Origin of the sequence: Fontimonas sp. SYSU GA230001, from assembly GCF_040066175.1 — a bacterium.
Classification (GTDB): Bacteria; Pseudomonadota; Gammaproteobacteria; order Nevskiales; family Nevskiaceae; genus Solimonas.
Genome location: NZ_JBEAAM010000020.1, coordinates 20688 through 47029 on the forward strand (window position 1 = coordinate 20688; position 26342 = coordinate 47029).

General features: G+C 67.1%; 25 protein-coding genes. 19 read left to right on the forward strand and 6 right to left on the reverse strand.

The features are described from left to right. Window positions 1–49: 49 nt before the first annotated feature. Window positions 50–3163 carry an efflux RND transporter permease subunit gene (locus AAG565_RS11290; protein WP_348819699.1) on the forward strand — a complete coding sequence of 1038 codons (3114 nt, stop codon included), beginning with the start codon at window positions 50–52 and terminating at the stop codon, window positions 3161–3163. Window positions 3164–3178: 15 nt separating this feature from the next. On the opposite strand, the gene pspF is transcribed toward AAG565_RS11290, so the two are convergent. Then, window positions 3179–4255 carry a phage shock protein operon transcriptional activator gene (pspF, locus tag AAG565_RS11295; RefSeq protein WP_348819700.1) on the reverse strand — a complete coding sequence of 359 codons (1077 nt, stop codon included), beginning with the start codon at window positions 4253–4255 and terminating at the stop codon, window positions 3179–3181. A 188-nt stretch (window positions 4256–4443) separates the two neighbouring features. On the opposite strand from pspF, the gene AAG565_RS11300 reads away from it, so the two are divergent. Genes AAG565_RS11300 through pspC form a run of 4 tightly spaced genes read left to right on the forward strand, consistent with a single transcriptional unit; the run spans window position 4444 to window position 6117 of the window. Further along, the gene (locus AAG565_RS11300) at window positions 4444–4734 is read left to right on the forward strand and encodes a hypothetical protein (protein WP_348819701.1); all 291 of its coding nucleotides are present in this window, start codon (window positions 4444–4446) and stop codon (window positions 4732–4734) included. Window positions 4735–4774: 40 nt separating this feature from the next. Continuing rightward, window positions 4775–5461: a phage shock protein PspA gene (gene pspA / locus AAG565_RS11305; protein WP_348819702.1), complete on the forward strand. Its 687-nt coding sequence runs from the start codon at window positions 4775–4777 to the stop codon at window positions 5459–5461. 37 nt (window positions 5462–5498) lie between these two features. After that, a complete protein-coding gene (gene pspB / locus AAG565_RS11310) occupies window positions 5499–5729 on the forward strand; it encodes an envelope stress response membrane protein PspB (RefSeq protein ID WP_348819703.1) in 231 nt (76 codons plus the stop codon). After that, entirely contained in the window at window positions 5716–6117 is a 402-nt protein-coding gene (pspC, locus tag AAG565_RS11315) for an envelope stress response membrane protein PspC (RefSeq protein ID WP_348819704.1), read from the forward strand. Before pspB ends, pspC begins: the two co-directional genes overlap by 14 nt. 6 nt (window positions 6118–6123) lie before the next feature. Here pspC and AAG565_RS11320 read toward each other — a convergent pair whose 3' ends face one another. After that, entirely contained in the window at window positions 6124–6759 is a 636-nt protein-coding gene (locus AAG565_RS11320; protein WP_348819705.1) for an N-methyl-D-aspartate receptor NMDAR2C subunit, read from the reverse strand. A 78-nt stretch (window positions 6760–6837) separates the two neighbouring features. On the opposite strand from AAG565_RS11320, the gene AAG565_RS11325 reads away from it, so the two are divergent. From AAG565_RS11325 to AAG565_RS11360, 8 genes are all read left to right on the forward strand, one after another. Beyond that, the gene (locus AAG565_RS11325; RefSeq protein ID WP_348819706.1) at window positions 6838–7470 is read left to right on the forward strand and encodes a helix-turn-helix domain-containing protein; all 633 of its coding nucleotides are present in this window, start codon (window positions 6838–6840) and stop codon (window positions 7468–7470) included. Between the two features lie 29 nt (window positions 7471–7499). Next, the gene (locus tag AAG565_RS11330; protein ID WP_348819707.1) at window positions 7500–8534 is read left to right on the forward strand and encodes an efflux RND transporter periplasmic adaptor subunit; all 1035 of its coding nucleotides are present in this window, start codon (window positions 7500–7502) and stop codon (window positions 8532–8534) included. A gap of 80 nt (window positions 8535–8614) precedes the next feature. After that, complete coding sequence (locus AAG565_RS11335) at window positions 8615–10981, forward strand: efflux RND transporter permease subunit (protein ID WP_348819708.1); 2367 nt, start codon at window positions 8615–8617, stop codon at window positions 10979–10981. Between the two features lie 49 nt (window positions 10982–11030). Continuing rightward, window positions 11031–12395 carry a DUF1329 domain-containing protein gene (locus AAG565_RS11340; protein WP_348819709.1) on the forward strand — a complete coding sequence of 455 codons (1365 nt, stop codon included), beginning with the start codon at window positions 11031–11033 and terminating at the stop codon, window positions 12393–12395. 185 nt (window positions 12396–12580) lie between these two features. After that, window positions 12581–13123, forward strand: a complete 543-nt coding sequence (locus AAG565_RS11345) for a glycine zipper 2TM domain-containing protein (RefSeq protein WP_348819710.1) — start codon at window positions 12581–12583, stop codon at window positions 13121–13123. A 9-nt stretch (window positions 13124–13132) separates the two neighbouring features. Further along, entirely contained in the window at window positions 13133–13435 is a 303-nt protein-coding gene (locus AAG565_RS11350; RefSeq protein WP_348819711.1) for a PepSY domain-containing protein, read from the forward strand. A 10-nt stretch (window positions 13436–13445) separates the two neighbouring features. Further along, on the forward strand, window positions 13446–14123 hold the full coding sequence (locus AAG565_RS11355; protein ID WP_348819712.1) for a response regulator transcription factor: 678 nt from the start codon (window positions 13446–13448) through the stop codon (window positions 14121–14123). Between the two features lie 25 nt (window positions 14124–14148). Continuing rightward, window positions 14149–15477: an ATP-binding protein gene (locus AAG565_RS11360; protein ID WP_348819713.1), complete on the forward strand. Its 1329-nt coding sequence runs from the start codon at window positions 14149–14151 to the stop codon at window positions 15475–15477. Here the strand turns inward: AAG565_RS11360 and orn are convergent. Next, window positions 15469–16026, reverse strand: coding sequence for an oligoribonuclease (gene orn, locus AAG565_RS11365; RefSeq protein WP_348819714.1), 558 nt, complete (start codon window positions 16024–16026; stop codon window positions 15469–15471). The two genes, AAG565_RS11360 and orn, sit on opposite strands and share 9 nt — an antisense overlap. A 74-nt stretch (window positions 16027–16100) precedes the next feature. Here orn and AAG565_RS11370 point away from each other — a divergent pair, with 74 nt between their 5' ends. The 4 genes from AAG565_RS11370 to AAG565_RS11385 all read left to right on the forward strand — a co-directional run bounded on the left by AAG565_RS11370 (window position 16101) and on the right by AAG565_RS11385 (window position 20005). After that, a complete protein-coding gene (locus tag AAG565_RS11370) occupies window positions 16101–17480 on the forward strand; it encodes a pyridoxal-phosphate dependent enzyme (RefSeq protein ID WP_348819715.1) in 1380 nt (459 codons plus the stop codon). A gap of 6 nt (window positions 17481–17486) precedes the next feature. After that, a complete protein-coding gene (locus tag AAG565_RS11375) occupies window positions 17487–18338 on the forward strand; it encodes an HAD family hydrolase (RefSeq protein ID WP_348819716.1) in 852 nt (283 codons plus the stop codon). Window positions 18339–18468: 130 nt separating this feature from the next. After that, window positions 18469–19635: a cystathionine gamma-synthase gene (locus AAG565_RS11380; protein ID WP_348819717.1), complete on the forward strand. Its 1167-nt coding sequence runs from the start codon at window positions 18469–18471 to the stop codon at window positions 19633–19635. A 34-nt stretch (window positions 19636–19669) separates the two neighbouring features. Further along, window positions 19670–20005, forward strand: a complete 336-nt coding sequence (locus tag AAG565_RS11385; RefSeq protein WP_348819718.1) for a 4a-hydroxytetrahydrobiopterin dehydratase — start codon at window positions 19670–19672, stop codon at window positions 20003–20005. A gap of 2 nt (window positions 20006–20007) precedes the next feature. Here AAG565_RS11385 and recR read toward each other — a convergent pair whose 3' ends face one another. From recR to AAG565_RS11400, 3 genes are read right to left on the reverse strand one after another with little or no spacing between them, the layout of a single operon-like run. Then, window positions 20008–20607 (reverse strand): recombination mediator RecR, encoded by a 600-nt coding sequence (gene recR / locus AAG565_RS11390; RefSeq protein WP_348819719.1) that lies wholly within the window; start codon window positions 20605–20607, stop codon window positions 20008–20010. A 54-nt stretch (window positions 20608–20661) separates the two neighbouring features. Further along, window positions 20662–22371 (reverse strand): alkaline phosphatase D family protein, encoded by a 1710-nt coding sequence (locus tag AAG565_RS11395; RefSeq protein WP_348819720.1) that lies wholly within the window; start codon window positions 22369–22371, stop codon window positions 20662–20664. A gap of 49 nt (window positions 22372–22420) precedes the next feature. Beyond that, entirely contained in the window at window positions 22421–23242 is an 822-nt protein-coding gene (locus AAG565_RS11400; RefSeq protein WP_348819721.1) for a pyruvate, water dikinase regulatory protein, read from the reverse strand. 58 nt (window positions 23243–23300) lie between these two features. On the opposite strand from AAG565_RS11400, the gene ppsA reads away from it, so the two are divergent. Further along, on the forward strand, window positions 23301–25673 hold the full coding sequence (ppsA, locus tag AAG565_RS11405) for a phosphoenolpyruvate synthase (RefSeq protein WP_348819722.1): 2373 nt from the start codon (window positions 23301–23303) through the stop codon (window positions 25671–25673). Then, on the forward strand, window positions 25643–26329 hold the full coding sequence (locus AAG565_RS11410) for a ribonuclease T (protein WP_348819723.1): 687 nt from the start codon (window positions 25643–25645) through the stop codon (window positions 26327–26329). The genes ppsA and AAG565_RS11410 overlap by 31 nt, the downstream gene beginning before the upstream one ends. The last annotated feature ends 13 nt before the right edge of the window (window positions 26330–26342 follow it).

Here is a 26342-nt window from a genome sequence, read left to right on the forward strand (position 1 = left end):
GCGGCCGGCTGCGCGTATCATCCGGACACGTTTTTGCGTGATTCCTCCCGTGTGGATCTCCGACACCTCCGTCAAGCGCCCGGTCCTGGCCACCGTGATCAATCTGCTGCTGATCGTGTTCGGCCTGTTCGGCCTGCAGAACACATCGGTGCGCGAGTACCCCGACATCGACCCGCCCGTGGTCTCGGTGCGCACGACCTATGCCGGGGCCTCCGCGCAGATCATCGAAAGCCAGATCACGCAGATCCTCGAGGACGGGATCTCCGGGATTGAAGGTATCCGCTCGATCTCGTCGTCGTCGCGTGCCGGCAGTTCGCAGATCACCATCGAGTTCACCCTGGCGCGCGACATCGACGCCGCCGCCAATGACGTGCGCGACCGCGTCTCCCGCCTGCTCAGTCGCCTGCCCGACCAGGCCGACCCGCCGGAAGTCGTCAAGGCCGACAGCGATGCGACACCGATCCTGTGGATGGTCCTGACCAGCGATCGCCTCGACCAGCTGGCGCTGACCGATTACGCGGACCGCTATCTGGTCGATCGCTTCACTTCGATCAGCGGCGTATCGGAGCTGCGCCTCGGCGGTGCGCAGCGTTACGCGATGCGCGTCTGGCTCGACCGCAGCCGCCTCGCCGCGCGCGGCCTGACCGCCGAGGACGTCGAAACCGCGCTGCGCCAGCAGAACATCGAGCGCCCGGCCGGTCGCATCGAGTCCGCCGACCGGGAGTTCAGCCTGCGCGCGCGGCGCCCGTTCCAGTCGGTCGAGGACTTCCGGGACCTGGTCGTCGCGCGCGGTGCCGACGGTTTCCCGGTGCGCCTGGGTGACATCGCCCGAATCGACCTCGGCGCGGAGGATCCGCGCGGATCGTTCCGGGCCAACGGCGTCAATTCCCTGGGCCTGGGCATCGTCAAGACTTCCAAGGCCAACACGCTGGAGGTCGCCGAGGCGGTCAAGGAGCGGATGCGCCAGCTGCAGGCCACGCTGCCGGCGGGCATGCGCCTGCAGGTGAACTACGATTCGTCCGAGTTCATCGCCGCCTCGCTGGACGAGGTCGTCCGCACGCTGTTCATCGCCGCGCTGAGCGTGATCGCGGTGCTGTTCCTGTTTCTCGGCAGCCCGCGCGCGACGCTGATCCCGGCGGTCACGGTGCCGATCTCGCTGATCGCGTCGTTCCTGTTCCTGTACCTGTTCGGCTTCTCGATCAACATCCTGACCCTGCTGGCGCTGGTGCTGGCGATCGGCCTGGTGGTGGACGACGCCATCGTCGTCGTCGAGAACATCCACCGTCGCCTGGAGCTCGGCGAGCCGCCGCTGCTGGCGGCGTTTCGCGGCACGCGCGAAGTGGGATTCGCGGTCGTCGCGACGACCGTCGTGCTGTGCGCGGTATTCGTGCCGATCGGCTTCCTGCAGGGCAATGTCGGGCGCCTGTTCCGCGAGTTCGCGCTGTCGCTGGCCAGCGCGGTGATCTGTTCGTCGATCGTCGCACTGACGCTGTCGCCGGTGCTGTCGGCGGCGCTGCTGCGGAAGTCGGACCGGCGCAACCGGCTGCTCGATGCGCTGGATCAAGGCTTCAACCGCCTGTCGGCGCTGTACCAGGCCTCGCTGCGCGCGTCGCTGCCGCATCCGGTGCTGCCGGTGACGCTGCTGCTCGTGCTCGCCGCCGGGGTGTTCTGGGTGGCGCAGAAGGTGCCGCGCGAGTTCACGCCGGTCGAGGATCGCGGCGGGTTCTTCATCCGTGTGCTGGCGCCGGAGGGCGCGAGCCTGGGATACACCCAGTCCTACGTCGAGCGCATCGAGGCGCAGGTCACCCCGCAGCTCGGCAAGGGCGAGATCGCCCGGGTGCTGGCGCGCGTGCCCGACTTCGGCGCCGGCGAGGAGGTCAACACGGCGCGTTTCATCATCAGCCTGACCCCGTGGAAGGAACGCGTCCGCAGCTCCGAGCAGATCGCCGCGGACTACACGCACGCGCTGGCCGATCTGACCGGCGTGCGCACCTCGATCTTCCAGCGCGCCGGCTTCGGCATGGGCGGCAACGCCGGCCTGCCCTTGCAGATCGCCATCGGTGGCGGCAGCTACGACGAACTCGCCGCGTGGCGTGACCGCATCCTGCAGCGCGCCCGGGAGAACCCGAGGCTGCTGCGGCTCGATTCCGACTACCACGAAACCAAGCCGCAGATCGATCTGACAGTCGATCTCCAGCGCGCCGCCGACCTCGGCGTGCGGGTGAGCGCGGTGGCGGCGGCACTGGAAACCTACATGGGCGGCCGGCGGGTCACGCGCTTCGAGCGCGGTGGCGAAGAATACGACGTCATCCTGCAATCCCCGGACGCCGAGCGGCGCACGCCGGACGATCTGTCCGCGATCTACGTGCGCGTCCCGTCCGACGGCTCGCTGGTGCCGCTGTCGAGCCTGGTTCGTGCGCGCGAGTCGGCCTCGTCGGCGACCTACAACCGGCTCGACCGGGTGCGCTCGATCACGCTGTCCGCCGGCCTGGCGCCCGGCTACTCGCTCGGCGAGGCGCTGGATTACATGGAAACCCTGATCCGCGAGGAACTGCCGGACTCCGTGCAGATCGGCTACCGCGGCGACTCGCGCGAGTTCCGCGATGCCGGCGCGGCCATCGTGCTGACCTTCGCGATGGCGCTGCTGATCGTCTATCTCGCGCTGGCGGCGCAGTTCGAGAGCTTCGTCCACCCGCTGGTGATCATGACCACCGTGCCGCTGGCCGTGTTCGGCGCGCTGCTGGCGCTGTGGGGTCTGGGCATGACGCTCAACGTCTATTCGCAGATCGGCATCGTCATGCTGATCGGACTGGCCGCGAAGAACGGCATTCTCATCGTCGAGTTCGCCAACCAGCTGCGTGACGCCGGATACGCCTTCGACGAGGCGCTGGTCGAAGCCGGGCGCATCCGCCTGCGCCCGATCCTGATGACCTCGGTCTCGACGATTGCCGGCTCGATCCCGCTGATGCTGGCGAGCGGTGCCGGCTCCGAGGCACGCACGATCCTGGGTGTCGTGATCTTCTTCGGCGTCGCGTTCTCCACCGTCCTCACGCTCTATGTCGTGCCGACGTTCTACGGCCTGCTGTGCCGCCGCACCGGCTCGCCCGAGCGCCACGCGGCCGAGCTGCATGCGCAGGCCGAGCGTATCCGCGAAAAGGTGTGAGTGCTCGCGCGCCCCTCAGCGAGCGGCCGATTCGGCCGCCGTCCCGGTCTCGGCGTCGAGCAGGCGGTACTTGCGCAGCAGTCCGCGCAGTTGGTGATAGCTCAGGCCGAGCAGCTCGGCGGCCCGCTTCTGGCTGAAGCGCGCCTCGCCGAGCGCGCGGCGCAGCAGGCCGGTCTCGAATGCCGCCACCGCCGCCTCGAAATCCAGCGGCAGCGCCGGATCACTGTCGGTCACGGCGCGGTCCTCCCGGCCCGGCCCAAGCGGTACCGTTGCACGCGCCTCGTCGGTGCCGGCGCGCGCGCGCGGCCGATAGGGGGATTCGAACGGATCGAGCTCGATGCGTTCGACGACCTGCCGCGCGTGTTCGAGCCGATAGACGGCACGCTCGACCACGTTGCGCAGCTCGCGGACGTTGCCCGGCCACTCGTAATCGAGCAGCACGCGTTGCGCCCCCGGCGCGAATCCGGCGAAGTACTCGCGGCCCAGCTGCGTCGCCATGCCTTCGGCAAACTTCTCGGCGAGCAGCAGGATGTCTTCCTTGCGTTCGCGCAGCGGCGGGATCGTGATGACGTCGAAGGACAGACGATCGAGCAGGTCCTCGCGGAACCTGCCGGCGCGTGCCGCCGCGGGCAGATCGACGTTGGCCGCGCCGAGCAGGCGCACATCGACCTTGATCGTCTCGCTGGAGCCGACGCGCTCGAACTCGCCGTATTCGACGACACGCAGCAGCTTCTCCTGCAGGCGCAGGGACATCGATGCCAGTTCGTCGAGGAAGATCGTGCCGCCGTTGGCCAGCTCGAAACGGCCGGTGCGGGCGCGCGCGGCGCCGGTGTAGGCGCCGGCGACGTGGCCGAACAGCTCCGACTCCAGCAGCTCCTCGTTGAGCGCGGCGCAGTTGAACTTGACGAAGGGCCGCGCCCAGCGCTCCGACAGGAAATGCAGGCGCGCGGCGATGAGCTCCTTGCCGGCGCCGCGCTCGCCGATGATCAGGACGGGCTTGGACAGCGGTGCGACCCGCGACACGCGCTCCAGCACCGCGAGGAAGTTGTCAGCCTGGCCGAGGATGGGTTCCAGCGCGGTTCTTTCGTCCATGTGGCCGAGTTTGCTATAGCGTGGCGATATTGACCAGTCGGCGGTGAGAACCGCCAGCGCCGAAATGTCCACAACTTCGGCCCTGCTCCATTAATTATCAACATATCAATGACATAAGCCAGATCGACCGACTTGGCACGGCGCTCGCAACAATCAGGGCACACACCCCCGGCTCACAGGAGTTCGCCATGACCCAGCTGATCCACAACACCAACAAGAACGTTCTGCGCGCGGCGGCGCTCGCCGCCCTGCTCGGTTTCAGCGGCCTGGCCGCCGCCGACGACGGCCTGACCCAGCGCGTGGCCACGGGCGTGGGCCGCGTGATCGCCGCACAGGGCAATGCCGCCCTGACGCTGATCCGCGAAGAGCTGGATCAAACCATCCAGAAGACCATCCAGCCGTGGCTGCCGACCCCGGACGTGCAGGCTTCGACCACCGCGAGGCCCGAGCTTGCGCCGTCCGCCCCCGCGGCACTGTGAGCGTCCAGCCGTCACCCGATCGTTTCACGAGGACAGAACCATGGGCATCTTTTCCCGCCTCTCCGACGTCATCAACTCCAACATCCACGCCATGCTCGACAAGGCCGAGGATCCCGAGAAGATGGTGCGCCTGATCATCCAGGAGATGGAGGACACGCTGGTCGAGGTGCGCTCGACCGCCGTGCGCACGCTGGCGCGCAAGAAGGAACTGCAGCGCAGCATCGGCCAGCTGGAAGCCGACGTCGCCGACTGGTCGCGCAAGGCCGAGCTGGCGATGAGCAAGGGGCGCGAGGACCTCGCGCGCGGCGCGCTGGCTGCCCGCCAGCGCTTGATGGACCATCAGGCGGCGGTCGAGAAGGAGCTCGTCCATGTCAACGACGAGATCGTCAAGCTCGACGACGACACCGCCAAGCTCAAGGCCAAGCTCGCCGATGCGCGCCAGCGCCAGAAGTCGATCATCCTGCGCCAGCAGTCGGTGGCCTCGCGGCTGAAGGTCAAGACGCAGATCAACGACCGCAAGATGACCGACACGATGCTGCGCATGGAGCAGTACGAGGGCAAGATCGACCGCATGGAGGCCGAACTCGAGGCCTACGATCTGGGCACGCGCACGGTCGCCGACGAGTTCGCGCAGCTCGAATCCAACGACAAGGTCGAGGCGGAACTGGCAAAATTGCGGGCGAAGTTCGGCAAGTCGGGGGCCAAGCCAGACGAGTCGGATTCCTGATCGCGCGGGGAAACGGGAGTGCTCTGTGGAAGCTTTAGTGCCCCTGCTGGCAATCTTCATGGTGTTCGGCACACCGGTCGCCATCATCTGGCTGATTCTGCGCCACAGGGAGCGGCGCCATGGCCTTCAGCAGGCCGAGGGTCTGGGCGCCAGCGGCGCGCAGCTGATGGCCCTGGCGGATCGCATGGAGAAGCGCATCGACGCGCTGGAGCAGATTCTGGATACGGAGTCGCCGGGCTGGAGGAAGAAATATCATGAGCATCCGTGACCACGTGCGCGAAGGCACGTTCTTCGAGCGTCTGCGCCGCTATCCGCAGCGCGGCTGGGTCGCCGGCGTGTGCGCCGGCCTGGCGGAGTTCTTCGACTGGAACGTCAAGCTGATCCGAGTGCTGTTCGTCGTCGGGCTCATCTTCAGCGGCTTCTTCCCGCTCGGCGTGATCTATCTGGTGCTGTGGTACCTGATGGACCCCGCGGACGCCGACACGCGACGCGAAGCAGCGCACGACGACGCCCGTCGCGGCACGAACCACGGCGCGTCCACCGCCGACCTCAAGGCCCGGTTCGCCCGCCTGGAAGAACGCCTGCGCAACATGGAAGCCTGCGTCACCAGCGACGAATTCGAGCTGCGCCGCGAGCTCAGGAAGCTGGAAGGCTAAAGGCGCTCAGCCGCCACTCAGCGGCGCGCCGGTCATGCGACGCAGCGCGCGCTGGATGTTGGAGCGCGCCATCGCTTCGTAACGGGCGCGGAACCAGTCGGTCCAGTAGATGTGCGGGCGCAGCAGCGCGTCGCGCAGGTCTTTCTTGCGCACGCTCTGGTAGAGCGACTGCGGCACGTGCCGGTGTTCCTGGCGGATCTGGCGTTCGTACTCCGCGTAGCGCGCCGGCCGCGCGCCGAAGATCGCCTGGTCGATGTCGATCATCAGGCATTCGTCGTCGGTCTGGGGTTCTGCCTGTGCTGCGGTCGCCAGCACCAGTCCGTAGATGCGCTCGACGACGTCCGCGGAGGCGCCGGCAGCGGTCAGCGCACTCGCCGCCCATTCGGCGCTGCGCAGCTCGTTGTCGGCGCGGCGCACGTCGTAGTAGCCATCGTGGAACCAGATCGCCAGCTCCAGCTCGCGCGGGTGCCGGGCGAAGCCGCCGACCAGCTCGAACAGGTCGAGACATTCGGCGACATGGTGCAGGGTATGGTAGGCACGACTCGGTTCGCTGTAGTGACGGCGCAGCTCCGCATGCGTCAGCGGATCGCCGCGCAAGCCCATTTCCGCGAAGATTTCCGACCACCGCGCCAGGTTGCTCATGCTCCCGCATATTAGCGGTGGCTGCGCATCGGTTCGAGTTCGCGGACAATACCGCGCCTGATCCACTGCCTTCCGGACATGCCGCGCAAGCCTGCTCACGAGCGCTTCGACACCCTCGCCGCGATCGAGACCCGCGCCTTCGAGCTGTTCGGCCGCTTCGGCTACGAGGGTGTGTCGATCGGTGACATCGCCAAGGCGGCGCGGATTTCCAAGGGTGCGCTGTACTGGCACTTCAGCGGCAAGGAGGAGCTCTACCTCGACTGCCTGAAGCGGCTGCACGCCATCTTCGACAGCTACATCCTCGAACCGATGCGCCGTGAACCCGACCCGATCCGGTCGATCATGCTGTTGTTCTCCGGGCTGCAGCGCATGCTGCAGGATCCCCGTGTCGAGAACGGCATCGCCGGGTACTGGCTGACGCCATCGACCCCGGAGACGGCGCAGATCGATGCCGCCCAACGCGCGTTCGAGGCCGGCGCGATCGCGATCCTGCGCGACGTCCTGCAGCGCGGCGTGGACCGGCGGCAGCTGGATTTCGCCGGCGACCTCGACGAGCTGGCGCGCGCCACGATCTCGTTGGTCGAGGCCTGCGTGCTGCCGCTGCGTCACCGCAGCGCCGACGAGGTTCATGGCATGCTTGCGGTCATGGCACGCACGATGTTCCGTGCCTACGCGCGCTCCGACGACGTCCTGCGTCTGGCGTTTCCGTGACCGCGACTTCAGACCATGCCTGACTGTCCATGAATCCGCGCCACCGCGCACTCTGGCTGATCCTGTGCCTGACCGCCTGCTCCGGCGGACATGCCCCTTCCGCGGAATCCGCGCGTGCCGCACCGGCCGACGCGGTGCCGGTCGAAGTGCAGCGTGTCGCGCCCGGAGCGGTCCGCGAGGAACTCACGGCGGTCGGCAGTCTGCGCGCCGATGAATCGGTGGTCGTGCGCCCCGAGATCGCGGGCCGGATCGTCCGCATCGGTTTCACCGAGGGACAGGCCGTCGCGCGCGGGCAACTGCTGTTCGAACTCGATGACGCGGTGCAGCGCGCCGAGGTGGACCAGGCCCGCGCCAATCTGCAGCTCGCGCAACGCAGCTTCGACCGGGCCGGCGAGCTGTACGGCCGCCAGCTGCTGTCGCAGTCCGATCGCGACCAGGCGGCCGCAAGCCGCGACCAGGCGGCGGCGACCCTGGCATTGGCGCAGGCGCGCCTCGACAAGACACGCATCGTCGCGCCGTTTGCGGGCATCGCCGGCATCCGGCTGGTCAGCCCCGGCGACTACGTCGCCGCGGGCCAGGATCTGGTCAATCTCGAGTCCATGCAGTCCCTGAAGGTCGATTTCCGGGTGGACGAAAGCGCGCTGCCGCGCATCGCCGCGGGCCAGAAGATCGAGGTGGAGGTGGATGCCTATCCGCGCCGGCGCTTCGAGGGCGAGGTGTATGCGATCGACCCGCGCATCGCCGATGCCACGCGCTCGCTGGCCCTGCGCGCCCGGCTGCCCAACCCCGGTGGCGAACTGCGCCCAGGGCAGTTCGCCCGCATCCGCCTCGCCGTGGCGCAACGGCAGGACGCCGTCGTCGTTCCCGAGCAGGCGATCTTTCCGCGCGGCGACCGTCTGTTCGTGTACGTCGTCGAGTCCGGATCGGCACGCCTGCGCGAAGTCCGCGTCGGCCAGCGCAGTCCGGGTCAGGCGGAGATCGTGGAGGGTCTCGCCGTCGGCGAGACTCTGGTCGTGACCGGATTGCAGCGCCTCGGCGACGGTACGCCGGTGAAAGACAACTGAGCCGGTCATCTGAAGTTCGGGGATAAGGATGTCCCCGTCTTGCGCAGGATGCGCACCAGGACGCGCATACGGAGGAGACGGTGGGACCTGTCGCAGAACGGATACTCGGCTTCTTCATCGCGGTGGTCTATGGTCGTCGCTGGCTGACCTTCGCGGTGCTCGCGGCCTTCACGGTCTGGATGGCGGTGCTGGCCACCCGACTGCAGCCGAGCGCGGGCTTCGAGAAGCAGATCCCGCTCGGCCACCCTTACATGCAGGTGTTCAAGCAGTACGAACAGGCCTTCGGTGGTGCCAACCTGATCTCGCTGGCGCTGATCAACCGCAGCGGCGACATCTACGACGCCCGTTTCCTCGAAACGCTGCGCAAGGTCACCGACGAGGTGTTCTTCCTGCCCGGCGTGGATCGGTCGCGCGTCACCTCGCTGTTCACGCCCGGGGTGCGCTACATCGAGATCGTCGAAGGTGGCTTCGAGTCCGGCGACGTCGTGCCGCGCAACTACACGCCGTCGCCGGACATGCTCGCGCTGATCCGCGAGAACGTCGGCAAGGCGGGCATCATCGGCCGCCTGGTGTCGGCGGACCAGCACGGCGCGATGATCGTCGCCGAACTGCTGGAGATCCACCCGGAAACCGGCGAACGGCTCGATTACGCCGCCGTCGCCCGGCAGCTCGAAGACATCCGCAGCCGCTTCGCCGGCGATGGCATCGACATCCACATCATCGGCTTCGCCAAGGTCGTGGGCGATGTCACCGACGCCAGCCTGGAAGTGGTCGGCTTCTTCGCGTTCGCGCTGTTCTCGACCGTGCTGCTGCTGTGGCTGTTCTGCGGCTCGTTCCGCCTGTCGCTGCTGCCCCTGTCGGCGGCCCTCACGGCGGTGGTCTGGGAACTGGGCCTGCTGCGCCTGACCGGCTTCGGACTGGATCCTTTCGCGATCCTCGTGCCTTTCCTGATCCTGTCGATCGGCGTGTCGCACGGCGTCCAGTACATCAACGCCTGGGGTCACGAGGTCGCGGAGAACGGACGCAACTCCTTCGATGCCTCGGTGCAGACGTTCCGTCAGCTGTTCATTCCGGGCACGGTCGCGATCGTCACCGATGTCATCGGCTTCGCGACGCTGGGGTTCATCAAGATCGACATCGTGCGCGAGATGGCGTTCAACGCAGCGATGGGCATGGCCGCGGTGATCGTCACCAACAAGATGATGCTGCCGATCGTGCTGTCCTGGGTCGGATTGCCGGACGTGGAGAAGTTCCGGCGCCGCGCCCAGCTGCGCATCGCCCTCGCCGACCGGCTGTGGCAGCGGCTCTCCGCGTTCGCCACGCGCGGCTACGCGATGACGGCACTGCTCGCCGCATTGCTGGCACTGGGCTGGGCCCTGGCCAAGTACCCGGAGCTGACCGTCGGCGATCGCCAAGTCGGTGTGCCGGAACTGCGTCCCGACAGCCGCTACAACATCGATTCGCGGCGCATCGCCGAGAACTTCGCGATCGGCGTCGATCTGCTCAAGGTGCTGGCCGTGGCCGGCGAATACGGCTGTGTCGCGCCGGAGAAGATGGAAGTCATCGACCGCTTCAGCTGGCACATGGAGAACACGCCAGGCGTGCAGTCGGTGATGTCGCTGCCGCAGCTGGCGCGGCAGGTGCGGGCGGCCTGGTACGAGGGCTCGATCAAGTGGCGCGTGCTGCCGCGCAATGAAGGCGGCCTTGCCCACCTCGTGTCGCCGGTACCGACCTCGCTGGGTCTCAACAACCCGGATTGCAGCGTGATGCCGGTGCTGGTCTTCACGGCCGATCACCGCGCCGAGACCATCGACCGCATCGTCGCGGCGGTCAAGCGCTTCAACACGGACAATGCCGATGCCGGCGTCGATTTCAAGCTCGCGTCCGGCAACGTCGGCGTGATGGCCGCGACCAACGAGGAAATCCGGGCGCGCGAGCTGCTGGTGATCATCTGGGTGCACGCGACGCTGGGTCTGTTCGCCTGGCTGTCGTTCCGCACACTGGCCAGCGTGGTCTGCATCCTGACGCCGCTGGTGTTGTGCTCGTTGCTGACCTACGGCCTGATGGCGACGCTCGGCATCGGCATGAAGCCGGCCACCTTGCCGGTGGCGGCCTTCGGCGTCGGCATCGGCGTGGATTACAGCATCTACCTGTGGAGCGTGTTCGCCCGGCACATCGAGACCGGCGAGCCGCTGCGCGCGGCGTACTTCCAGGCCCTGCGCCATACCGGCAAGGCCGTGGTGTTCACCTCGGCCTCGCTACTGATCAGCGTCTGTACCTGGCTGTTCTCCGGCCTGCAGTTCCAGGCGGACATGGGCCTGCTGCTGCTGTTCATGTTCAGCACCAACCTGCTTGGCGCGATCGTGCTGCTGCCGGCGCTGGCCTGGCTGGTCCTGCCGGCGCGCCGGTCCGCGGATTCAGGTCAAGGCGCGGCGCCGCGGGCATAATCGAAACACACTGAGGAGAGGTGCCGTGGGTGCACGGCACACGACGACCATGCGAGATGCCCGATTCGAGTTCCGTTCCGCGACTGCGCTGGTCGCGCTCTGTGCATACCTGGTCGCGCCTTTGCTGCAGGCCAAGGTGCCGGCCGCCGAGGCGCAGCGGCTGGACAAGGAGCTGACGCCGATCGGCGCGGAGCGTGCCGGCAGCGCCGACGGCGTGATCCCGGCGTGGAGCGGCGGCCTGCCGCAGCGCGACATGCCGCGCGGCGACAACCCCTTCGCCGCTGACAAGCCGCTGTACACGATCACGGCGCAGAACCTACAGCAGTACGCGCCGCTGCTCAGCGAGGGCTACAAGGCACTGTTCAAGACCTTCCCCGACTACAAGATGATCGTGTACCCGACGCGGCGTTCCGCGTCGTATCCGCAATGGTTCTACGACGCCACGCGCGCCAATGCCACGAAGGTGGAACTGACCAATCAGGGCTACGGCTTCTGCTGTGCGGCGCAGGGCTATCCCTTCCCCATCCCCGGCAATGGCACCGAGGTGATGTGGAATCACATCATGCGCTACAACACCAAGGGCTATAAGGGCTTCGTCAACGTCGCCGCGACCGCGGCCGACGGCTCTTACGTGGTCGAGCGCAATTACCTGGAGCTGACCTACGTCTACAACAACGTGAAGTCCACGGTGGATTCGCTCAAGGGCATGAACCTGTATGCCCTGGTCAAGACCATCTCGCCGCCGAACAAGGCCGGTGAGGCGAATCTCCTGCACGTACCGATCGACCGCATCAAGGACCAGACTGGCGTCTGGGTGTACAACAACAGCATCGGTCGCTCGCGGCGCATCGGCGAGGTCGGCTACGACAACCCCCTGTTCGACGGTCTGATGACGCACGACCAGCTCGACATGTTCAACGGGCCGCTGGACCGCTACACGATCAAGCTGGTGGGCAAGAAGGAGATGCTGATCCCGTACAACAGCTACCGGCTGTACGACCCGAAGCTGAAGTACAAGGACATCCTGCAGAAGGGCCACATCAATCAGGATCTCGCGCGCTACGAACGCCATCGTGTCTGGGTGATCGAGGCCGAGGTGCGCGCGGGCTACGCGCATCGCTACAAGAAGCGCACGTTCTACCTGGACGAGGATTCGTGGATCGTGCACCTGCAGGACATGTACGACGAACGCGACCAGTTCTGGCGCACGGCCGAGTCGCACTCGATCACCTTCGCCAACGTCCCGGTCGTGATCAACGGCGTGCAGGTCCACTACGACCTGCAGTCGCGGCGCTACGTGGCGATCAACCTCACCAACGAGGAGCGCAAGCTGATCGAGTACGACTGGGAGATGGATCCGTCCTACTTCTCCCCCGCAACCCTCAAGCGCTTCGCCACGACCTCGCAGAAGTAAAGGACGAGCAGCGTGGAGGGCGATGGACCCGGCGAGACCTGACTCGATGTCATCGGGTTCATCCATCGCCGGCGCATGGTGCCGCCACCCGGCGGTAGCGCAGCCGCCGGAGTTCAGTACGAATTCAGCTCGCGAGCCTAGGCTCGGACACACACACCTGAGCGTGGGCAATCGCGGAGTCCGCCATGAAACAACCGAGCCTCGTCGCCATTTTCGCGTTGGCTTTCGTGACCCCCGCGGCGTTCGCCGATCACGGCCGGTACGGTCGTGACGATCTCGAATTCGCGCGTGTGGTCAGCGCAACGCCGGTCTATCGGACGGTTCGCATCGAGGAACCCAGCCGCGAGTGCTGGGATGAACGGGTCGTCTATCCGGGCGGGTATCGCCGCGAGGATCTCGCGGCCGGAACCGTCGTCGGCGCGATCGCCGGCGGTGTCGCCGGGCATCAGTTCGGCAAGGGGCGCGGGCGTGACGCCGCCACGGTGCTCGGCGTGCTGGTCGGCGCGAGCCTCGGACAGCAGGCGATGGCCGCGCAGAGGCCGCCGCGCGCCGAGCGCGTCACCTACGAGCAGCGCTGCCGTCCGGTCCAGGCAGTCCGCTACGAGCAACGACTCGACGGCTACGACGTCGCCTACCGCTACAACGGCCGCATCTACCACACACGCATGCCCTACGATCCCGGCCATCGCATCGCGGTGCAGGTCGACGTGCGGCCGGCGGGCTACTAAAGTTGTAGGATGCGACGCCCCGTATTGATGCTGTGCCTGCTGGCTGCGATCGGAACGACGCCGGCGCAGGCGCGGCCCGACGCGGACCGCGACCCGCCCGGACGTATCGTCGAGCCGGTCGCGCCTGGGCCGGCGCGCGATCCGCTGGCGGCAGAGCTGAATGGTCACCGCTCGCTGTCGCCAGCCGAGGCGGCGCGGCTCGCGCAGCGCCGCTACGGTGGCCGTGTGCTGGCCGTCGAACCGGAGGGGCGCGGGTACCGCGTCAAGCTGCTGCGCAACGGCGAAGTCCGCAGCTATCAGGTCGATCCATAGGAAGACATCCATGCGTGCACTGGTCATCGAGGACGACGCCGCGCTGCGCGAACAGGTCGTGCGCTTTCTGGCCGAGGACGGCTTCGCGGTGGATGCCGCCGCCGACGGCAACCAGGGCGCCTACATGGCGGAGGAGTATCCCACCGACATTGCCGTCATCGATCTCGGCCTGCCCGGCGTGCCGGGCATCGACATCATCCGCCGCGCGCGTGCCAGCGGGCGCAAGTATCCGGTCCTGATCCTGACCGCGCGGGACGGCTGGCAGTCGAAGGTCGAAGGACTGGAAGCCGGCGCCGACGACTATCTCGTCAAGCCCTTCCACCGCGAGGAGTTCCTGGCACGCGTGCGCGCGCTGCTGCGCCGCTCCGGTGGCTGGGCATCGGCGCAGCTGGTCTCCGGCCCCTATGTCGTCGATCTCGGTGCCAAGACCGTCGCGGCCGACGGCAAGCCGGTGGAGCTGACCAGCTACGAGTTCCGCGTGCTCGAACACTTGCTGACCCGCGCCGGCAAGGTCGTCTCCAAGACCGAGCTGACCGAGCACCTGTACCCGGAGAACGAAGAGCGCGACAGCAACGTCATCGAGGTGTTCATCCGCCGCCTGCGCGCCAAGCTCGATCCGAACGGCCAGTACAACCCGATCACGACGCTGCGCGGCGCCGGCTACCGCTGGGACTTGCCGCGCAGTTGAATCGCCGAAGGCCGCGAGTCGGGCGATGAACTCGCTGCGCGCACGCCTGCTCGCCGCCGCCGCGCTGTTGGTCGCGGCCTTCGGCAGTCTCGCCGGTCTGGTGCTCGAACGCGCGTTCCAGGGCGGTCTGCAGCAGGCGCAGCAGGACAAGCTGCAGACGCTGGTCTATTCCCTGCTCGGCGCCGCGTCGATCAACGCCGACGGCGACCTGACGATCGCGCTGGACGCAGTACCCGATCCGCGCCTGCGTCAGCCGTTGTCGGGACTGGAAGCGGCGCTGTTCAACGAAAGTGGACAGGTGATCTGGAGCTCGGCCGACTTCCTGCAACTGAGCACGGCGGAGATTCCGGAGGTCGGCGAATGGTCGTTCCACCGGCTGCGGGAACCCAACGCCTTCGCGCTGAGTTTCGGCGTGCGCTGGATCGACCTGGCCAAGGATCCGCGGCGCTACACAATCGTCGTGCTCGAGGATGCCGCCGCCTACGACCGCCAGGTGGCCGTGTTCCGCAGGACGCTGTGGATCTGGCTCGGGGCGATGCTCGGTGGCCTGCTGCTGGCCCTGCTGCTGCTGTTGCGCTGGGGACTCGCGCCACTGCGCCGACTCGGTCGGGAGCTCCACGACATCGAGGCCGGGCGCCAGGTGCAGATCCAGGGCAGCTATCCCGACGAGCTCGTGCCGCTGGCGCGCGACTTGAACGCGATGATCGTCAGCGAGCGCAATCAGCAGACCCGCTATCGCAATGCGCTGGCCGACCTCGCTCACACGCTGAAGACACCGCTGGCGGTGCTGCGCGGCCTGGCCGACGAAACCACGCTGCGCGCCGAACAGCGCGGACAACTGCACGAGCAGATCGACCGCATGCAGAAGATCATCGATCACCAGCTCGGCCGCGCTGCCGCCGCCGGCACGCGCACGCTGACCGAGCCGGTGGCGCTCCGGCCGCTGGTGGACAAGCTGCTCGCCGCGATCGGCAAGGTCTATGCCGACAAGTCGATCCGGCCGGAGAATGCGGTCGCCGACTCGATGCGGCTGCGTATCGACCAGGGCGATCTCTACGAGCTGCTCGGCAACCTGCTCGAAAACGCCGCGAAGTACGGCAAGGAGCGCATCCGCGTCAGTGCACTGACCGGACAGAAGCAGTGCCTGATCATCGTCGAGGACGATGGCAGTGGCTTCCCGCCCGGCGCGGAACAACTGCTGCTGCGCGGCGTGCGTGCCGACACGCACACGCCGGGTCAGGGTCTGGGTCTGGCCGCCGCCGCCGAGATCGTCCAGGCCTATTCCGGACGGCTGCTGCTGGATCGCTCCGGACTGGGCGGTGCGAAGGTCGTGGTCGCCCTGCCCTTACGCTGATCCGGGCACGCGCAGGAAGGTGCGCCGGTAGTACGCCAGCTCGGCGATCGAATCGCGGATGTCGTCCAGCGCGAGATGGCTCGATTCCTTGCTGAAGCCTTGCGCGATCTGCGGCGCCCAGCGCAGGCACAATTCCTTGACCGTGCTGACGTCGAGATTGCGGTAATGGAAATGGCGTTCCAGTGCAGGCATCCAGCGCGCCAGGAAGCGCCGGTCCTGGCAGATCGAATTGCCGCACATCGGCGACTTGCCGGGCGGCACCCAGCGCGCGAGAAACTCCAGGGTCAACGCCTGCGCCTCGTCTTCGCCGATGCGGCTCTCACGCACCCGCTGCGTGAGACCGGAAGCACCGTGCTGACGGGTGTTCCACTCGTCCATCGCATCGAGTTCGGCGTCCGCTTGCTTGATCGCGATGACCGGCCCTTCGGCGAGGACCTTGAGCTGCGCATCGGTGACGATGGTCGCGATCTCGATGATGCGGTGGCGCTCCGGCACCAGCCCGGTCATTTCCAGGTCGATCCAGATCAGGTGACTGGGATCTGCACTCATGTCAAACGCTCGTTCGGTACGAGTAGTATCTTGGGACGACCGCCTGACGACGGCAAGACGCGCGGAGAACGACCATGCACAGCGGCGCGGGTATCCTCGCGACCATCGGCAACACGCCGCTGGTCGAGTTGACGAAGTTCGATACCGGCCTGTGCCGGTTGTTCGTCAAGCTGGAGAACCAGAACCCGACGGGCAGCATCAAGGACCGCATCGGTCTGTCGATGGTCGAGGCGGCCGAGCGCGAGGGCCGTATCCGTCCGGGCGCAACGCCGCCATCGACCCTGATCGAGGCGACTGCCGGCAACACCGGCCTGGGACTGGCGCTGGCAGCATCGCAGAAGGGCTATCGCCTGATCCTGGTGATCCCCGACAAGATGGCGCAGGAGAAAGTCCTGCATCTCAAGGCGCTCGGTGCCGAGTGCCGGATCACCCGCAGCGACGTCGGCAAGGGCCATCCCGACTACTACCAGGACGTCGCCGAACGGCTGGCGCGCGAGATCCCGGGGAGCTTCTACGTCAACCAGTTCGCCAATCCGGCGAATCCGCTGGCGCACGAAGCGACCACCGGGCCGGAGATCTGGGCACAGATGGACCAGATGGTCGATGCCGTCGTCTGCGGCGTCGGCAGCGGCGGCACGCTCACCGGTCTGTCGCGCTATTTCGCCCGGGTCGCGCCACACGTCGAGATGGTGCTGGCCGATCCGCTCGGCTCGGTGCTGACCGACGTCGTGCGCACCGGCAGCATCCAGAAAGAAGCCGGCAGCTGGCTGGTCGAGGGCATCGGCGAGGACTTCGTGCCGCCCAACTGCGATCTCGGCCGCGTGCGCAGCGCCTACTCCATCAGCGATGCCGACAGCTTCTTCCACGCGCGCGAGTTGCTGCGGCGTGAAGGCATACTCGGCGGATCGAGCACCGGCACCCTGCTCGCCGCCGCGCTGCGCTACTGCCGCGAGCAGACCTCGCCCAAGCGCGTCGTCACCTTCGTCTGCGACAGCGGCAACAAGTATCTGTCGAAGATGTACAACGATGTCTGGATGTTCGACCAGGGGCTGCTCGATCGGCCCAGCGAGGGCACGCTGGTCGATCTGATCGTGCGTCGTTACGCCGAGGGCTCTGCGGTGACGGTGCGGCCGGACGACACGCTGCTGCTGGCTTACCGGCGCATGAAGCTGTTCGACGTGTCGCAGGTGCCGGTCATGGATGGTGACCGGCTGGTCGGCATCGTCGATGAGTCGGACATCGTCCAGCACGTGCACATGGATCCCGCGCGCTTCAAGGACCGTGTCGATACCGCGATGGTCACGAAGCTGGAGACGGTGAGTCCGGGCGCGCCGATCGGCGAACTGATGCCGATCTTCGCCCGCGACCACGTCGCCATCGTTGCCGATCAGGGGCGTTTCCTCGGCCTGGTCACCCGCATCGACCTGCTCAATTACCTGCGCAAGCAACTCTGAGGCGTCATGCACGAAACCATCGCCGTCGTTTTCGATTTCGACGACACGCTGGCGCCGGATACCACGACCGGCTTTCTGCGTCACAGCGGCATGGTGGATGTCGGCCGTTTCTGGAAGGAGGATGTCGATCCGCTGATCACGCGCGCCGACTGGGATCCGGTGCCGGCCTATCTGTACCGGATGATCGAGGCGGGCCGCGCCGGCCGCATTCCGCCGATCACGCGCGAGCGGCTCGCCGACTGGGGCCGGCGCGCACCGCTGCATCCCGGGGTCGAGACCCTGTTCGCGCGCCTGCGTCAGGCCGCACACGACGCCAACTCGCGGGCCAAGATCGAGTTCTACGTGATTTCCAGCGGCATCGGCGACGTGCTGCGCGGCACGCGCATCGCGCACGAATTCACCGACATCTGGGCGTCCGAGTTCCACTACGACGACAGCGGCGCGGCGGCATTCCCGCGCCGCGTCATCAGCTTCACCGACAAGACGCGCTACCTCTTCCACGTGCAGAAGGGCCTGGTCGGTGCGGCCCATCGCGGCAAGCCTTTCGAAGTCAACCGCAAGCTGCCGTCGGACCAGATCCGCGTCCCGCTCCGGCAGATGATCTTCGTCGGCGACGGCTATACCGACATTCCCTGCTTCTCGCTGCTCAAGCAGCACGGCGGGATGCCGATCGCCGTCTATGACAAGCACCGCGAGGACAAGTGGGGCAACGCGTTCCAGTTCGTGCGCGACGGCCGCGTCGCCAACCTGCACTCGGCCAATTACGCGGAGGATTCCGACCTCTCCACCTTCCTCGTCATGGCCGTGCGCAGTCTGGCCACTGACGTGGCGCTCGCCGCCCGGACCTACCAGGGGTGAGCGGGCACGGCCTTGTGAATGTCCAGTGGACATTCGCGGTGACCGCGAACGCCCGGCCATGGATGGCTGGGCCGGGCGATCCAACAGACATAACGTCGCGCCAGGGACGGCGTCACCCAGGTAGACAGATATGAGCCACAGCAAGAACCAGGGATTCTCGACGCGCTGCATCCACGCCGGCCAGGCACCCGACCCGACGACCGGCGCGATCATGCAGCCGATCTACGCCACTTCGACCTACGTGCAGGACAGCCCCGGGGTGCACAAGGGCTACGAGTATTCGCGCACGCACAATCCGACACGCTTCGCCTATGAGCGCTGCGTCGCCGACCTGGAGGGCGGCACACGCGGCTTCGCGTTCGCGTCCGGCATGGCGGCCACGGCGACCTTCCTCGACGCGCTCGACAGCGGTGCGCACGTCATCGCCTCCGACGACATGTATGGCGGCACCTACCGCCTGTTCGCGCGCGTGCGCGAGAGGAGTGCCGGTCTGACGTTCAGTTACGTGGACATGCGCGACCCGGGAAATATCGAGGCCGCGATCACGCCGCAGACGCGCGCGATCTGGGTCGAGACGCCCAGCAATCCGATGCTCAAGCTCGCCGACCTGTCGGCGATCGCGGCGATTGCGCACCGTCGCGGCCTGATCGCCGTGGCCGACAACACCTTCGCCAGCCCCTGTCTGCAGCGTCCGCTCGAACACGGTTTCGACGTGGTGATGCACTCGGCGACCAAGTACATCAATGGCCACTCGGATGTCGTCGGCGGCCTGCTGATCGTCGGTGGCAACGCCGAACTGGCCGAGCGCCTGCGCTTCCTGCAGAACGCGGTGGGCGCCGTCGCCGGTCCCTTCGACAGCTTCCTCGCGCTGCGCGGCGTCAAGACGCTGGAGGTGCGCATGCAGCGGCATTGCGAGAACGCGCTGGCGCTGGCGCAGTGGCTGGAGCATCACCCGAAGATTGCGCGCGTGCACTACCCCGGCCTGGTCTCGCATCCGCAGCACGCGCTGGCGCAGCGGCAGATGCCACACGGCTGCGGCGGCATGATCACGATCGAGCTCAAGGGCGGCCTCGACGATGCGCGCCGCTTTCTCGAACGCTGCGAGCTGTTCGCCCTGGCCGAGTCGCTGGGCGGTGTCGAGAGCCTGATCGAACACCCGGCGATCATGACGCACGCCAGCGTGCCGGCGGCGACCCGCGCGGCGCTGGGGATCAGCGACACGCTGTGCCGCCTGTCGGTCGGCATCGAGAACTTCGAGGACCTGCGCGCCGACCTCGACCGGGCGCTGCGGGCGTAAACTGGATGCCCCGAACCGAAATGGAATTCCGACGGTGTCCGAACTGAGCAAGAAGAAATGCGTGCCCTGCGAGGGTGGCGTGCCGCCGCTCGACCTGGCTGCGGCGACGACGCTGAAGAACCAGTTGCACACGCGCTGGAAGCTGGTGCAGGACGGCAAGGCGCTGCAGGCTGCATTCAGCTTCGACAACTACTGGCAGACCACCGCCTTCGTCAACGCGGTCGCGTGGATCGCGCACACGCAGGACCACCATCCCGACATCCGCTTCGGTTACAAGGAAGCGACGGTGCATTACTGGACGCACGCGGTCGATGGCCTGACCGAGAACGACTTCATCTGCGCGGCGAAGATCGACGAACTGCTGGCCTGACGCTAGACCGCGGTGCGCCCCGACAGCGCGTGCGCCAGCGTGCCGGCATCGACGTACTCGAGTTCTCCGCCCATCGGCACGCCGTGGGCGATGCGCGTGACCTTGATGCCGCGCGGTTTGGCCATCTCGGCGATGTAATAGGCCGTCGCTTCGCCTTCGACGGTCGGATTGGTTGCGATGATCAGCTCGCGTACCCAACCTTCGTCGAGCAGTGTAGCGAGCTGCGGCAGGCCCAGTTCATCCGGGCCGATGCCTTCGATCGGTGACAGGCGGCCCATCAGCACGAAGTAGCGGCCGCGATACGGCGTGTTGTGCTCGATGGCGACCAGGTCCGCCGGCCCTTCGACCACGCACAACTGGCCGCTCTCGGCGCGCTGCACGCTGCAGTAGCGGCAGGCGCCGTCCTCGCAGAACATGCGGCAGGTCGGGCAGCGGCCGATGCCGTCCAGCGCTTCGGCCAGTACGCGGCTCAGCCGCCGCGCGCCGTCGCGCTCGCGCTCGAGCAGGTGGAAGGCCATGCGCTGCGCGGACTTGGGACCGACGCCGGGCAGGCAGCGCAGCGCTTCGATCAGCTGATTCAGGCGTGGGGAATAGACGCTCACGGCGGTTGGACGGTCAACGCGGCCGCATAGCATAGCGGCCCGCTCGGACCGGGTTCATGGCGCGAACGGCGGCGGATCGTCCTTCGGCGTGGTCTGCGTGCCGGCGACCAGGCGGTTGCTGCCGGCGGCGACTTCGAACGCGATGCCGAACTGCTCGGCGGCGCCGGCCTGCTCGATGCTGTCCACGTACCAGTGCTCGCCGACCAGCCGCTGCGGCGTCAGATCGAGCAGCAGATAGCCCTTCTGCGCGAGATCGACGTACTTGATGTGCGGATTGTTCGGCCGGATCACGTCGGCGATCGCATTGAGCTGTTCGAGCCCCGGCGAAGTGATCGAGGTGGCGACGAATTCCACCGCGAGCGAGCCGCTGCCGGTCAGCGGGTTGTAAGCCAGCGGATTGTTCGGATCGGGCGTGATGTCCATCGCCCACGAGGTATGGATGTCCCCGGTGAGCACGACGACGTTGTCCACCTTGGCCCCGCTGCTGCCGTCGATCATCGCATAGACCCGCTCGCGCGCCCGCGGGTAGCCGTCCCACTGGTCCGGGTTCAGGTACAGGCTCGTGCCGAGCGCATTGGGCGCGCCGACGACCTTGAGCTGACCGAACATCACCTGCTGGCCGAGCAGCTTCCACGTCGCACTCGAAGACTGCAGCTGCTGCGAGAGCCATTGCTCCTGCTCCGGTCCAAGCAGCTGGCGGTCGGCGGCGGCCACTGCGCCGGCGTCGGGGAAGACCGCGATCGCCGACGGCAGCGGCGGTGGCGCCTGGACCAGCGGCGTGGCCTGCTCGCTGCGCGCCAGCAGACGGGTTTCGGTCATGATCAGGTCGGCCAGGTCGCCCAGCGCGAAACGCCGGTAGCTGGCGCGACGGTCGGCGCTGACCGGCCGGATCGGCAGCCACTCGTAGAACGCCTGCAAGGCCACGCCGACGCGTGCGTTCCAGTCGCCCTCGTCGCCGTTCTCGTTGTGGTTGACCGCCCCTCCCATCCACGAGTTGTCGGCCGTCTCGTGATCGTCCCAGACGTTGATCATCGGATGCTGGCGGTGCAGTGCCTGCAGGTCGGGATCGCGCCGGTACTGCGCGTAGCGTGTGCGGTAATCGGACAGCGTGAGGATCTCGGTCGGCGGCTCGTAGCGGCGGAAATCGCCGTACACCTCCTTGCCGTCGTCGCCGGAGCTGTACTCGTAGATGTAGTCGCCCAGATGCACGACCAGGTCGAGGTCCTGCCGCTCGGCCAGGCGCCCGTAGGCATTGAACAGGCCGTGCGCGTAGCTGGCGCAGCTGACCACGCCGATGCGCAGGCGATCGACGCTGCCGACCGGCAAGGTGCGCGTGCGGCCCACCGGCGACTTCATGCCCGAGGACTCAAACTGGTAGTAATAGCTCGTGCCCGGCTGCAGCCCGGTGACATCGACCTTGACGGTGAAGTCGCGCGCCGCGTCGGTTTCCACTGACCCGCTGCGCACCGCCTGCGTCAGCTGCGGATCGGCGTACACGCCGTAGTTCACCGTCACGCGCCCGCTGTCCAGGCCGCTGACCCGCGTCCACAGCATGACACGGTCGGCGAGTGGATCACCGCTGGCCACGCCATGCAGGAACTGCAGCGGCTGGCCACCACCGCCAGCCGGCGTCTCGCTGCGCGATCCGCAGCCGGGCAACAGTGGCAGCACACCCAGCGCCGCCGAGCCCAGGCCGGCCCGGCGCAGGAAATCACGTCGCGTGAGCGCAGTGCGGCGGCGGTTGGTTCGGCGGGGTCCGGCCATGTTCGGTCTCGTCGGTGGGACTGCGATATTACGGCAGAGCAGCGGGATTTCAGGTGCGCTTGCGCAGCTGCTTTTCCTGCATCGCGACGGCGGCGATTTCCTCGATCGACATGTTGGCCGAGTTGACGTAGGGAATGCCGATACGCCGGTACAGCTGCTCGGCCTGGCGCAGTTCATAGGCGCATTGCGCGAGCGAGGCATAACGCGAGCCGGGACGCCGCTCGGTGCGGATCTGCGACAGGCGCTCCGGGTCGGAGGTCAGACCGAAGCAGCGACGCTCCAGGCCCTTGAGGGCCGTCGGCAGGCGCAGGCTCTCCAGGTCGTCCTCGGTCAGCGGGAAATTGGTTGCGTACAGGCCGTACTGCAGCGCGAGGTACATGGTCGTCGGCGTCTTGCCGCAGCGCGAGGGCGCGACCAGGATCAGGTCGGCCTTGCTCAGATCGCGGGTGGATGCACCGTCGTCGTGTTCCATCGCATAGTTCACGGCCTCCATGCGCTCGTGATACTTGCGCCGGTCGGCCAGGCCGTGGGCCCGTCCCTGCGCATGCGTGGAGCCGACGTGCAGCTCCTTCTCCATCTCGGCGACGAACAGGTCGAACAGGTCCATGAACAGGCCCTTGACGGTGCGCAGGATCGCGCGCACCTCGTCGTTGACCGTGGTGCTGAACACCAGCGGCCGCTGACCCGTCTGGTCGCCGACGAAATTGATATAGTCCACGGTGCTTTTCGCCCGCTCCGCCGTGTTGACAAAGGGCAGGATGGTCTTGTCGAAGTCGAGGCCGTCGAACTGGGTCAGGAGTGTGTTCCCCAGGGTTTCGGCGGTGATGCCGGTCCCATCGGACACGAAGAACACGGGGCGGGCGCTGGGCATGTCGGATTCCCTGGCAGCGGCAACGCTGCGACCTCAACACTTTACCCGCAAGAAGCGCATGAGCAAGAACGTTCTCTGGTACTCGGAGCTGGGCATGCACGACGTCGAGATCGTCGGCGGCAAGAATGCCTCGCTGGGCGAGATGATCCGCAACCTCGCCGAGTCCGGAGTGTCGGTGCCCAACGGCTTCGCCACCACGGCCGCCGCCTACCGGCAGTTCCTCGCGCACGAGGACCTGGCGAACCGCATCAACCGGATGCTCGCCGGGCTGGACATCGACGACGTGCAGAAACTCGCGCGGGTGGGTCGCTCGATCCGCGAGCTGGTGGCGGCGGCCCCCTTCCCCGCCGATCTGGAGCGCGAGATCCGCGCCCATTACGAGCAACTCGTCGCCGAGTCAGGAGTGGACGTGTCGGTGGCCGTGCGCTCGTCGGCCACCGCCGAAGACCTGCCGGACGCGTCGTTCGCCGGACAGCAGGAGACCTTCCTCAACGTGCACGGCATCGACAACGTCCTGCACGCGATCAAGGAAGTGTTCGCGTCGCTCTACAACGACCGTGCCATCGCCTACCGCGTGCACCACGGTTTCGAGCATGCCGCCGTCGCGCTGTCCGCCGGCGTGCAGCGCATGGTGCGCTCCGACCAGGGCGCCAGCGGCGTGATGTTCACGATGGACACCGAGTCCGGCTTCAAGGACGCGATCTTCATCACCGCCTCCTACGGCCTGGGCGAAGCCGTCGTGCAGGGCGCCGTCAATCCGGACGAGTTCTACGTGTACAAGCCGGCACTGCGCGCCGGACGCCCGGCCGTGCTGCGCCGCGGACTCGGCGAGAAGGCGCGCAAGATGGTCTATACGGCGGACCGCACGGTCGGCAAGACCATCGAGTTCGTCGATGTCGCGGCTGCGGATCGGGCGAGGTTCAGCCTCTCCGACGACGAAATCCAGCTACTGGCGCGCCAGGCACTGACCATCGAAGAGCACTACGGCCGGCCGATGGACATCGAATGGGGCAAGGACGGCATCGACGGCAAGCTCTACATCCTGCAGGCGCGCCCGGAAACGGTGAAATCGCGTACCTCGGCCAACGTGCTGCGTCGCTACAAGCTGAAGAACAAGGGCAAGGTGCTGAGCTCGGGCCGTGCGATCGGCCAGAAGATCGGCGCGGGAACGGTGCGGCTGCTCAGCTCGATCGACCAGATGAGCCGCGTGCGCGAAGGCGACGTACTCGTCACCGATATGACCGACCCCGACTGGGAACCGATCATGAAGCGCGCCAGCGCCATCGTCACCAACCGCGGCGGCCGGACCTGCCACGCCGCGATCATCGCGCGCGAGCTGGGCATCCCCGCGGTCGTCGGCTGCGGCGATGCAACGTCCCGTCTCGTCGATGGCACGCCGGTCACCGTGTCCTGCGCCGAGGGTGACACCGGCTACATCTATGAGGGTCATATCGACTATGCCGTCGATGAGATCGCGCTCGACAAGATGCCGGAGCTCCCGGTCAAGATCATGATGAACGTCGGTACGCCGGAGCAGGCCTTCGATTTCGCCGCGCTGCCGCACAAGGGGGTCGGTCTCGCACGCCTGGAGTTCATCATCAACCGCCAGATCGGCATCCATCCGCAGGCGCTGCTGGAGCACGACAAACTGCCGGCGGACGAGCGCCGCATCATCGATCCGATGATCGCGCCCTACGGCTCGCCGACGGACTATTTCGTCAAGCGCCTGGCCGAGGGGGTCGCGACGATCGCCGCGGCGTTCGCGCCCGAGCCGGTGATCGTGCGCCTGTCGGACTTCAAGTCGAACGAGTACGCAAACCTGATCGCCGGCAAGCGCTACGAGCCGCACGAGGAAAATCCGATGCTCGGCTTCCGCGGCGCGTCGCGCTATATCGCCGAATCGTTCCGCCCCTGCTTCGAGATGGAGTGCCGCGCGCTCAAGTACGTGCGCGACGAGATGGGGCTGACCAACGTCAAGGTGATGGTGCCCTTCGTGCGCACGGTCGATGAAGCGCGCCAGGTCGTCGAGATCCTGGCCGCCAATGGCCTGAAGCGTGGCGTCAACGGGCTGCAGCTGATCATGATGTGCGAGCTGCCGTCGAACGCCGTGCTCGCCGAACAGTTCCTCGAACACTTCGACGGCTTCTCGATCGGCTCCAACGACATGACCCAGCTGACGCTCGGCCTGGATCGCGACTCCGGCCTGATCGCGCACCTGTTCGACGAACGCAACGCGGCAGTCAAGGCGATGCTGAGCATGGCGATCCAGGCCTGTCGCAAGCAGAACAAGTACATCGGCATCTGCGGCCAGGGCCCCTCCGATCATCCGGATCTGGCGCGCTGGTTGCTGGATCAGGGCATCGAATCGATCTCGCTCAATCCCGACACGGTGGTCGAGACATGGCTGTTCCTCGCCGGGCAGAAAGCCTGATCCGCAGTCTGGCGATACTCGCCGGTGCCGTACTGGCGGGGCTCGCCGGTCTGCCCGCCAAGCCGGCCGTGGCGGCGGACCGGCCCGGCGAGTTCGACTACTGGGTGCTGGCGTTGTCGTGGTCGCCGCAATACTGCCGCGGCGCGCCGTCGAATCCGCAGTGCACGCAACCCCGCGGCTTTGTCGTCCACGGCCTGTGGCCACAGTACGAAAGCGGCGCTCCGACGTACTGCGGCAAGCGCGAGCGCGTTCCCGATGCCCTGGTCGAACGCATGTTGCCGCTGATGCCCGACCGCGAGCTGGTCCAGCAGCAGTGGCGCAAGCATGGCAGCTGCAGCGGTCTGGACATGGCGGAGTACTTTCTCAACGTCGAGCGCGCCTGGCGCCGCATCGTCGTGCCGTCACGGTTCGACGACAGCGGCGATTTCTACGAACTCAGCACGCCGGAGCTCGAGCGGGCGTTCACGGACGTCAATCCCGGGATCGGAGCCGATGCGATCGCCCTGCAATGCAGTGGCCGGTGGCTGCGCGAGGCCCGCTTCTGCTTCGACCGCGAATTCCAGCCGCGCAGCTGCGGCGAGGACGTGACCGATCGTTGCCGCGGCAAGACCGCCGTGCGTCCGGTGCGCGCGCAGCCACAGCCGCTGGTCCGCTGAGCCGGGCAACGGT

Bases quoted from the DNA above. Each gene is read 5' to 3' on its own strand.
- pspF (WP_348819700.1), bottom strand. From the start codon at position 4,255: ATGGACGAAAGAACCGCGCTGGAACCCATCCTCGGCCAGGCTGACAAC.
- AAG565_RS11300 (WP_348819701.1), top strand. From the start codon at position 4,444: ATGACCCAGCTGATCCACAACACCAACAAGAACGTTCTGCGCGCGGCG.
- pspA (WP_348819702.1), top strand. From the start codon at position 4,775: ATGGGCATCTTTTCCCGCCTCTCCGACGTCATCAACTCCAACATCCAC.
- pspC (WP_348819704.1), top strand. From the start codon at position 5,716: ATGAGCATCCGTGACCACGTGCGCGAAGGCACGTTCTTCGAGCGTCTG.
- AAG565_RS11320 (WP_348819705.1), bottom strand. From the start codon at position 6,759: ATGAGCAACCTGGCGCGGTGGTCGGAAATCTTCGCGGAAATGGGCTTG.
- AAG565_RS11325 (WP_348819706.1), top strand. From the start codon at position 6,838: ATGCCGCGCAAGCCTGCTCACGAGCGCTTCGACACCCTCGCCGCGATC.
- AAG565_RS11330 (WP_348819707.1), top strand. From the start codon at position 7,500: ATGAATCCGCGCCACCGCGCACTCTGGCTGATCCTGTGCCTGACCGCC.
- AAG565_RS11340 (WP_348819709.1), top strand. From the start codon at position 11,031: ATGCGAGATGCCCGATTCGAGTTCCGTTCCGCGACTGCGCTGGTCGCG.
- AAG565_RS11345 (WP_348819710.1), top strand. From the start codon at position 12,581: ATGAAACAACCGAGCCTCGTCGCCATTTTCGCGTTGGCTTTCGTGACC.
- AAG565_RS11350 (WP_348819711.1), top strand. From the start codon at position 13,133: ATGCGACGCCCCGTATTGATGCTGTGCCTGCTGGCTGCGATCGGAACG.
- AAG565_RS11355 (WP_348819712.1), top strand. From the start codon at position 13,446: ATGCGTGCACTGGTCATCGAGGACGACGCCGCGCTGCGCGAACAGGTC.
- AAG565_RS11360 (WP_348819713.1), top strand. From the start codon at position 14,149: ATGAACTCGCTGCGCGCACGCCTGCTCGCCGCCGCCGCGCTGTTGGTC.
- orn (WP_348819714.1), bottom strand. From the start codon at position 16,026: ATGAGTGCAGATCCCAGTCACCTGATCTGGATCGACCTGGAAATGACC.
- AAG565_RS11370 (WP_348819715.1), top strand. From the start codon at position 16,101: ATGCACAGCGGCGCGGGTATCCTCGCGACCATCGGCAACACGCCGCTG.
- AAG565_RS11375 (WP_348819716.1), top strand. From the start codon at position 17,487: ATGCACGAAACCATCGCCGTCGTTTTCGATTTCGACGACACGCTGGCG.
- AAG565_RS11380 (WP_348819717.1), top strand. From the start codon at position 18,469: ATGAGCCACAGCAAGAACCAGGGATTCTCGACGCGCTGCATCCACGCC.
- AAG565_RS11395 (WP_348819720.1), bottom strand. From the start codon at position 22,371: ATGGCCGGACCCCGCCGAACCAACCGCCGCCGCACTGCGCTCACGCGA.
- AAG565_RS11400 (WP_348819721.1), bottom strand. From the start codon at position 23,242: ATGCCCAGCGCCCGCCCCGTGTTCTTCGTGTCCGATGGGACCGGCATC.
- ppsA (WP_348819722.1), top strand. From the start codon at position 23,301: ATGAGCAAGAACGTTCTCTGGTACTCGGAGCTGGGCATGCACGACGTC.
- AAG565_RS11410 (WP_348819723.1), top strand. From the start codon at position 25,643: ATGGCTGTTCCTCGCCGGGCAGAAAGCCTGATCCGCAGTCTGGCGATA.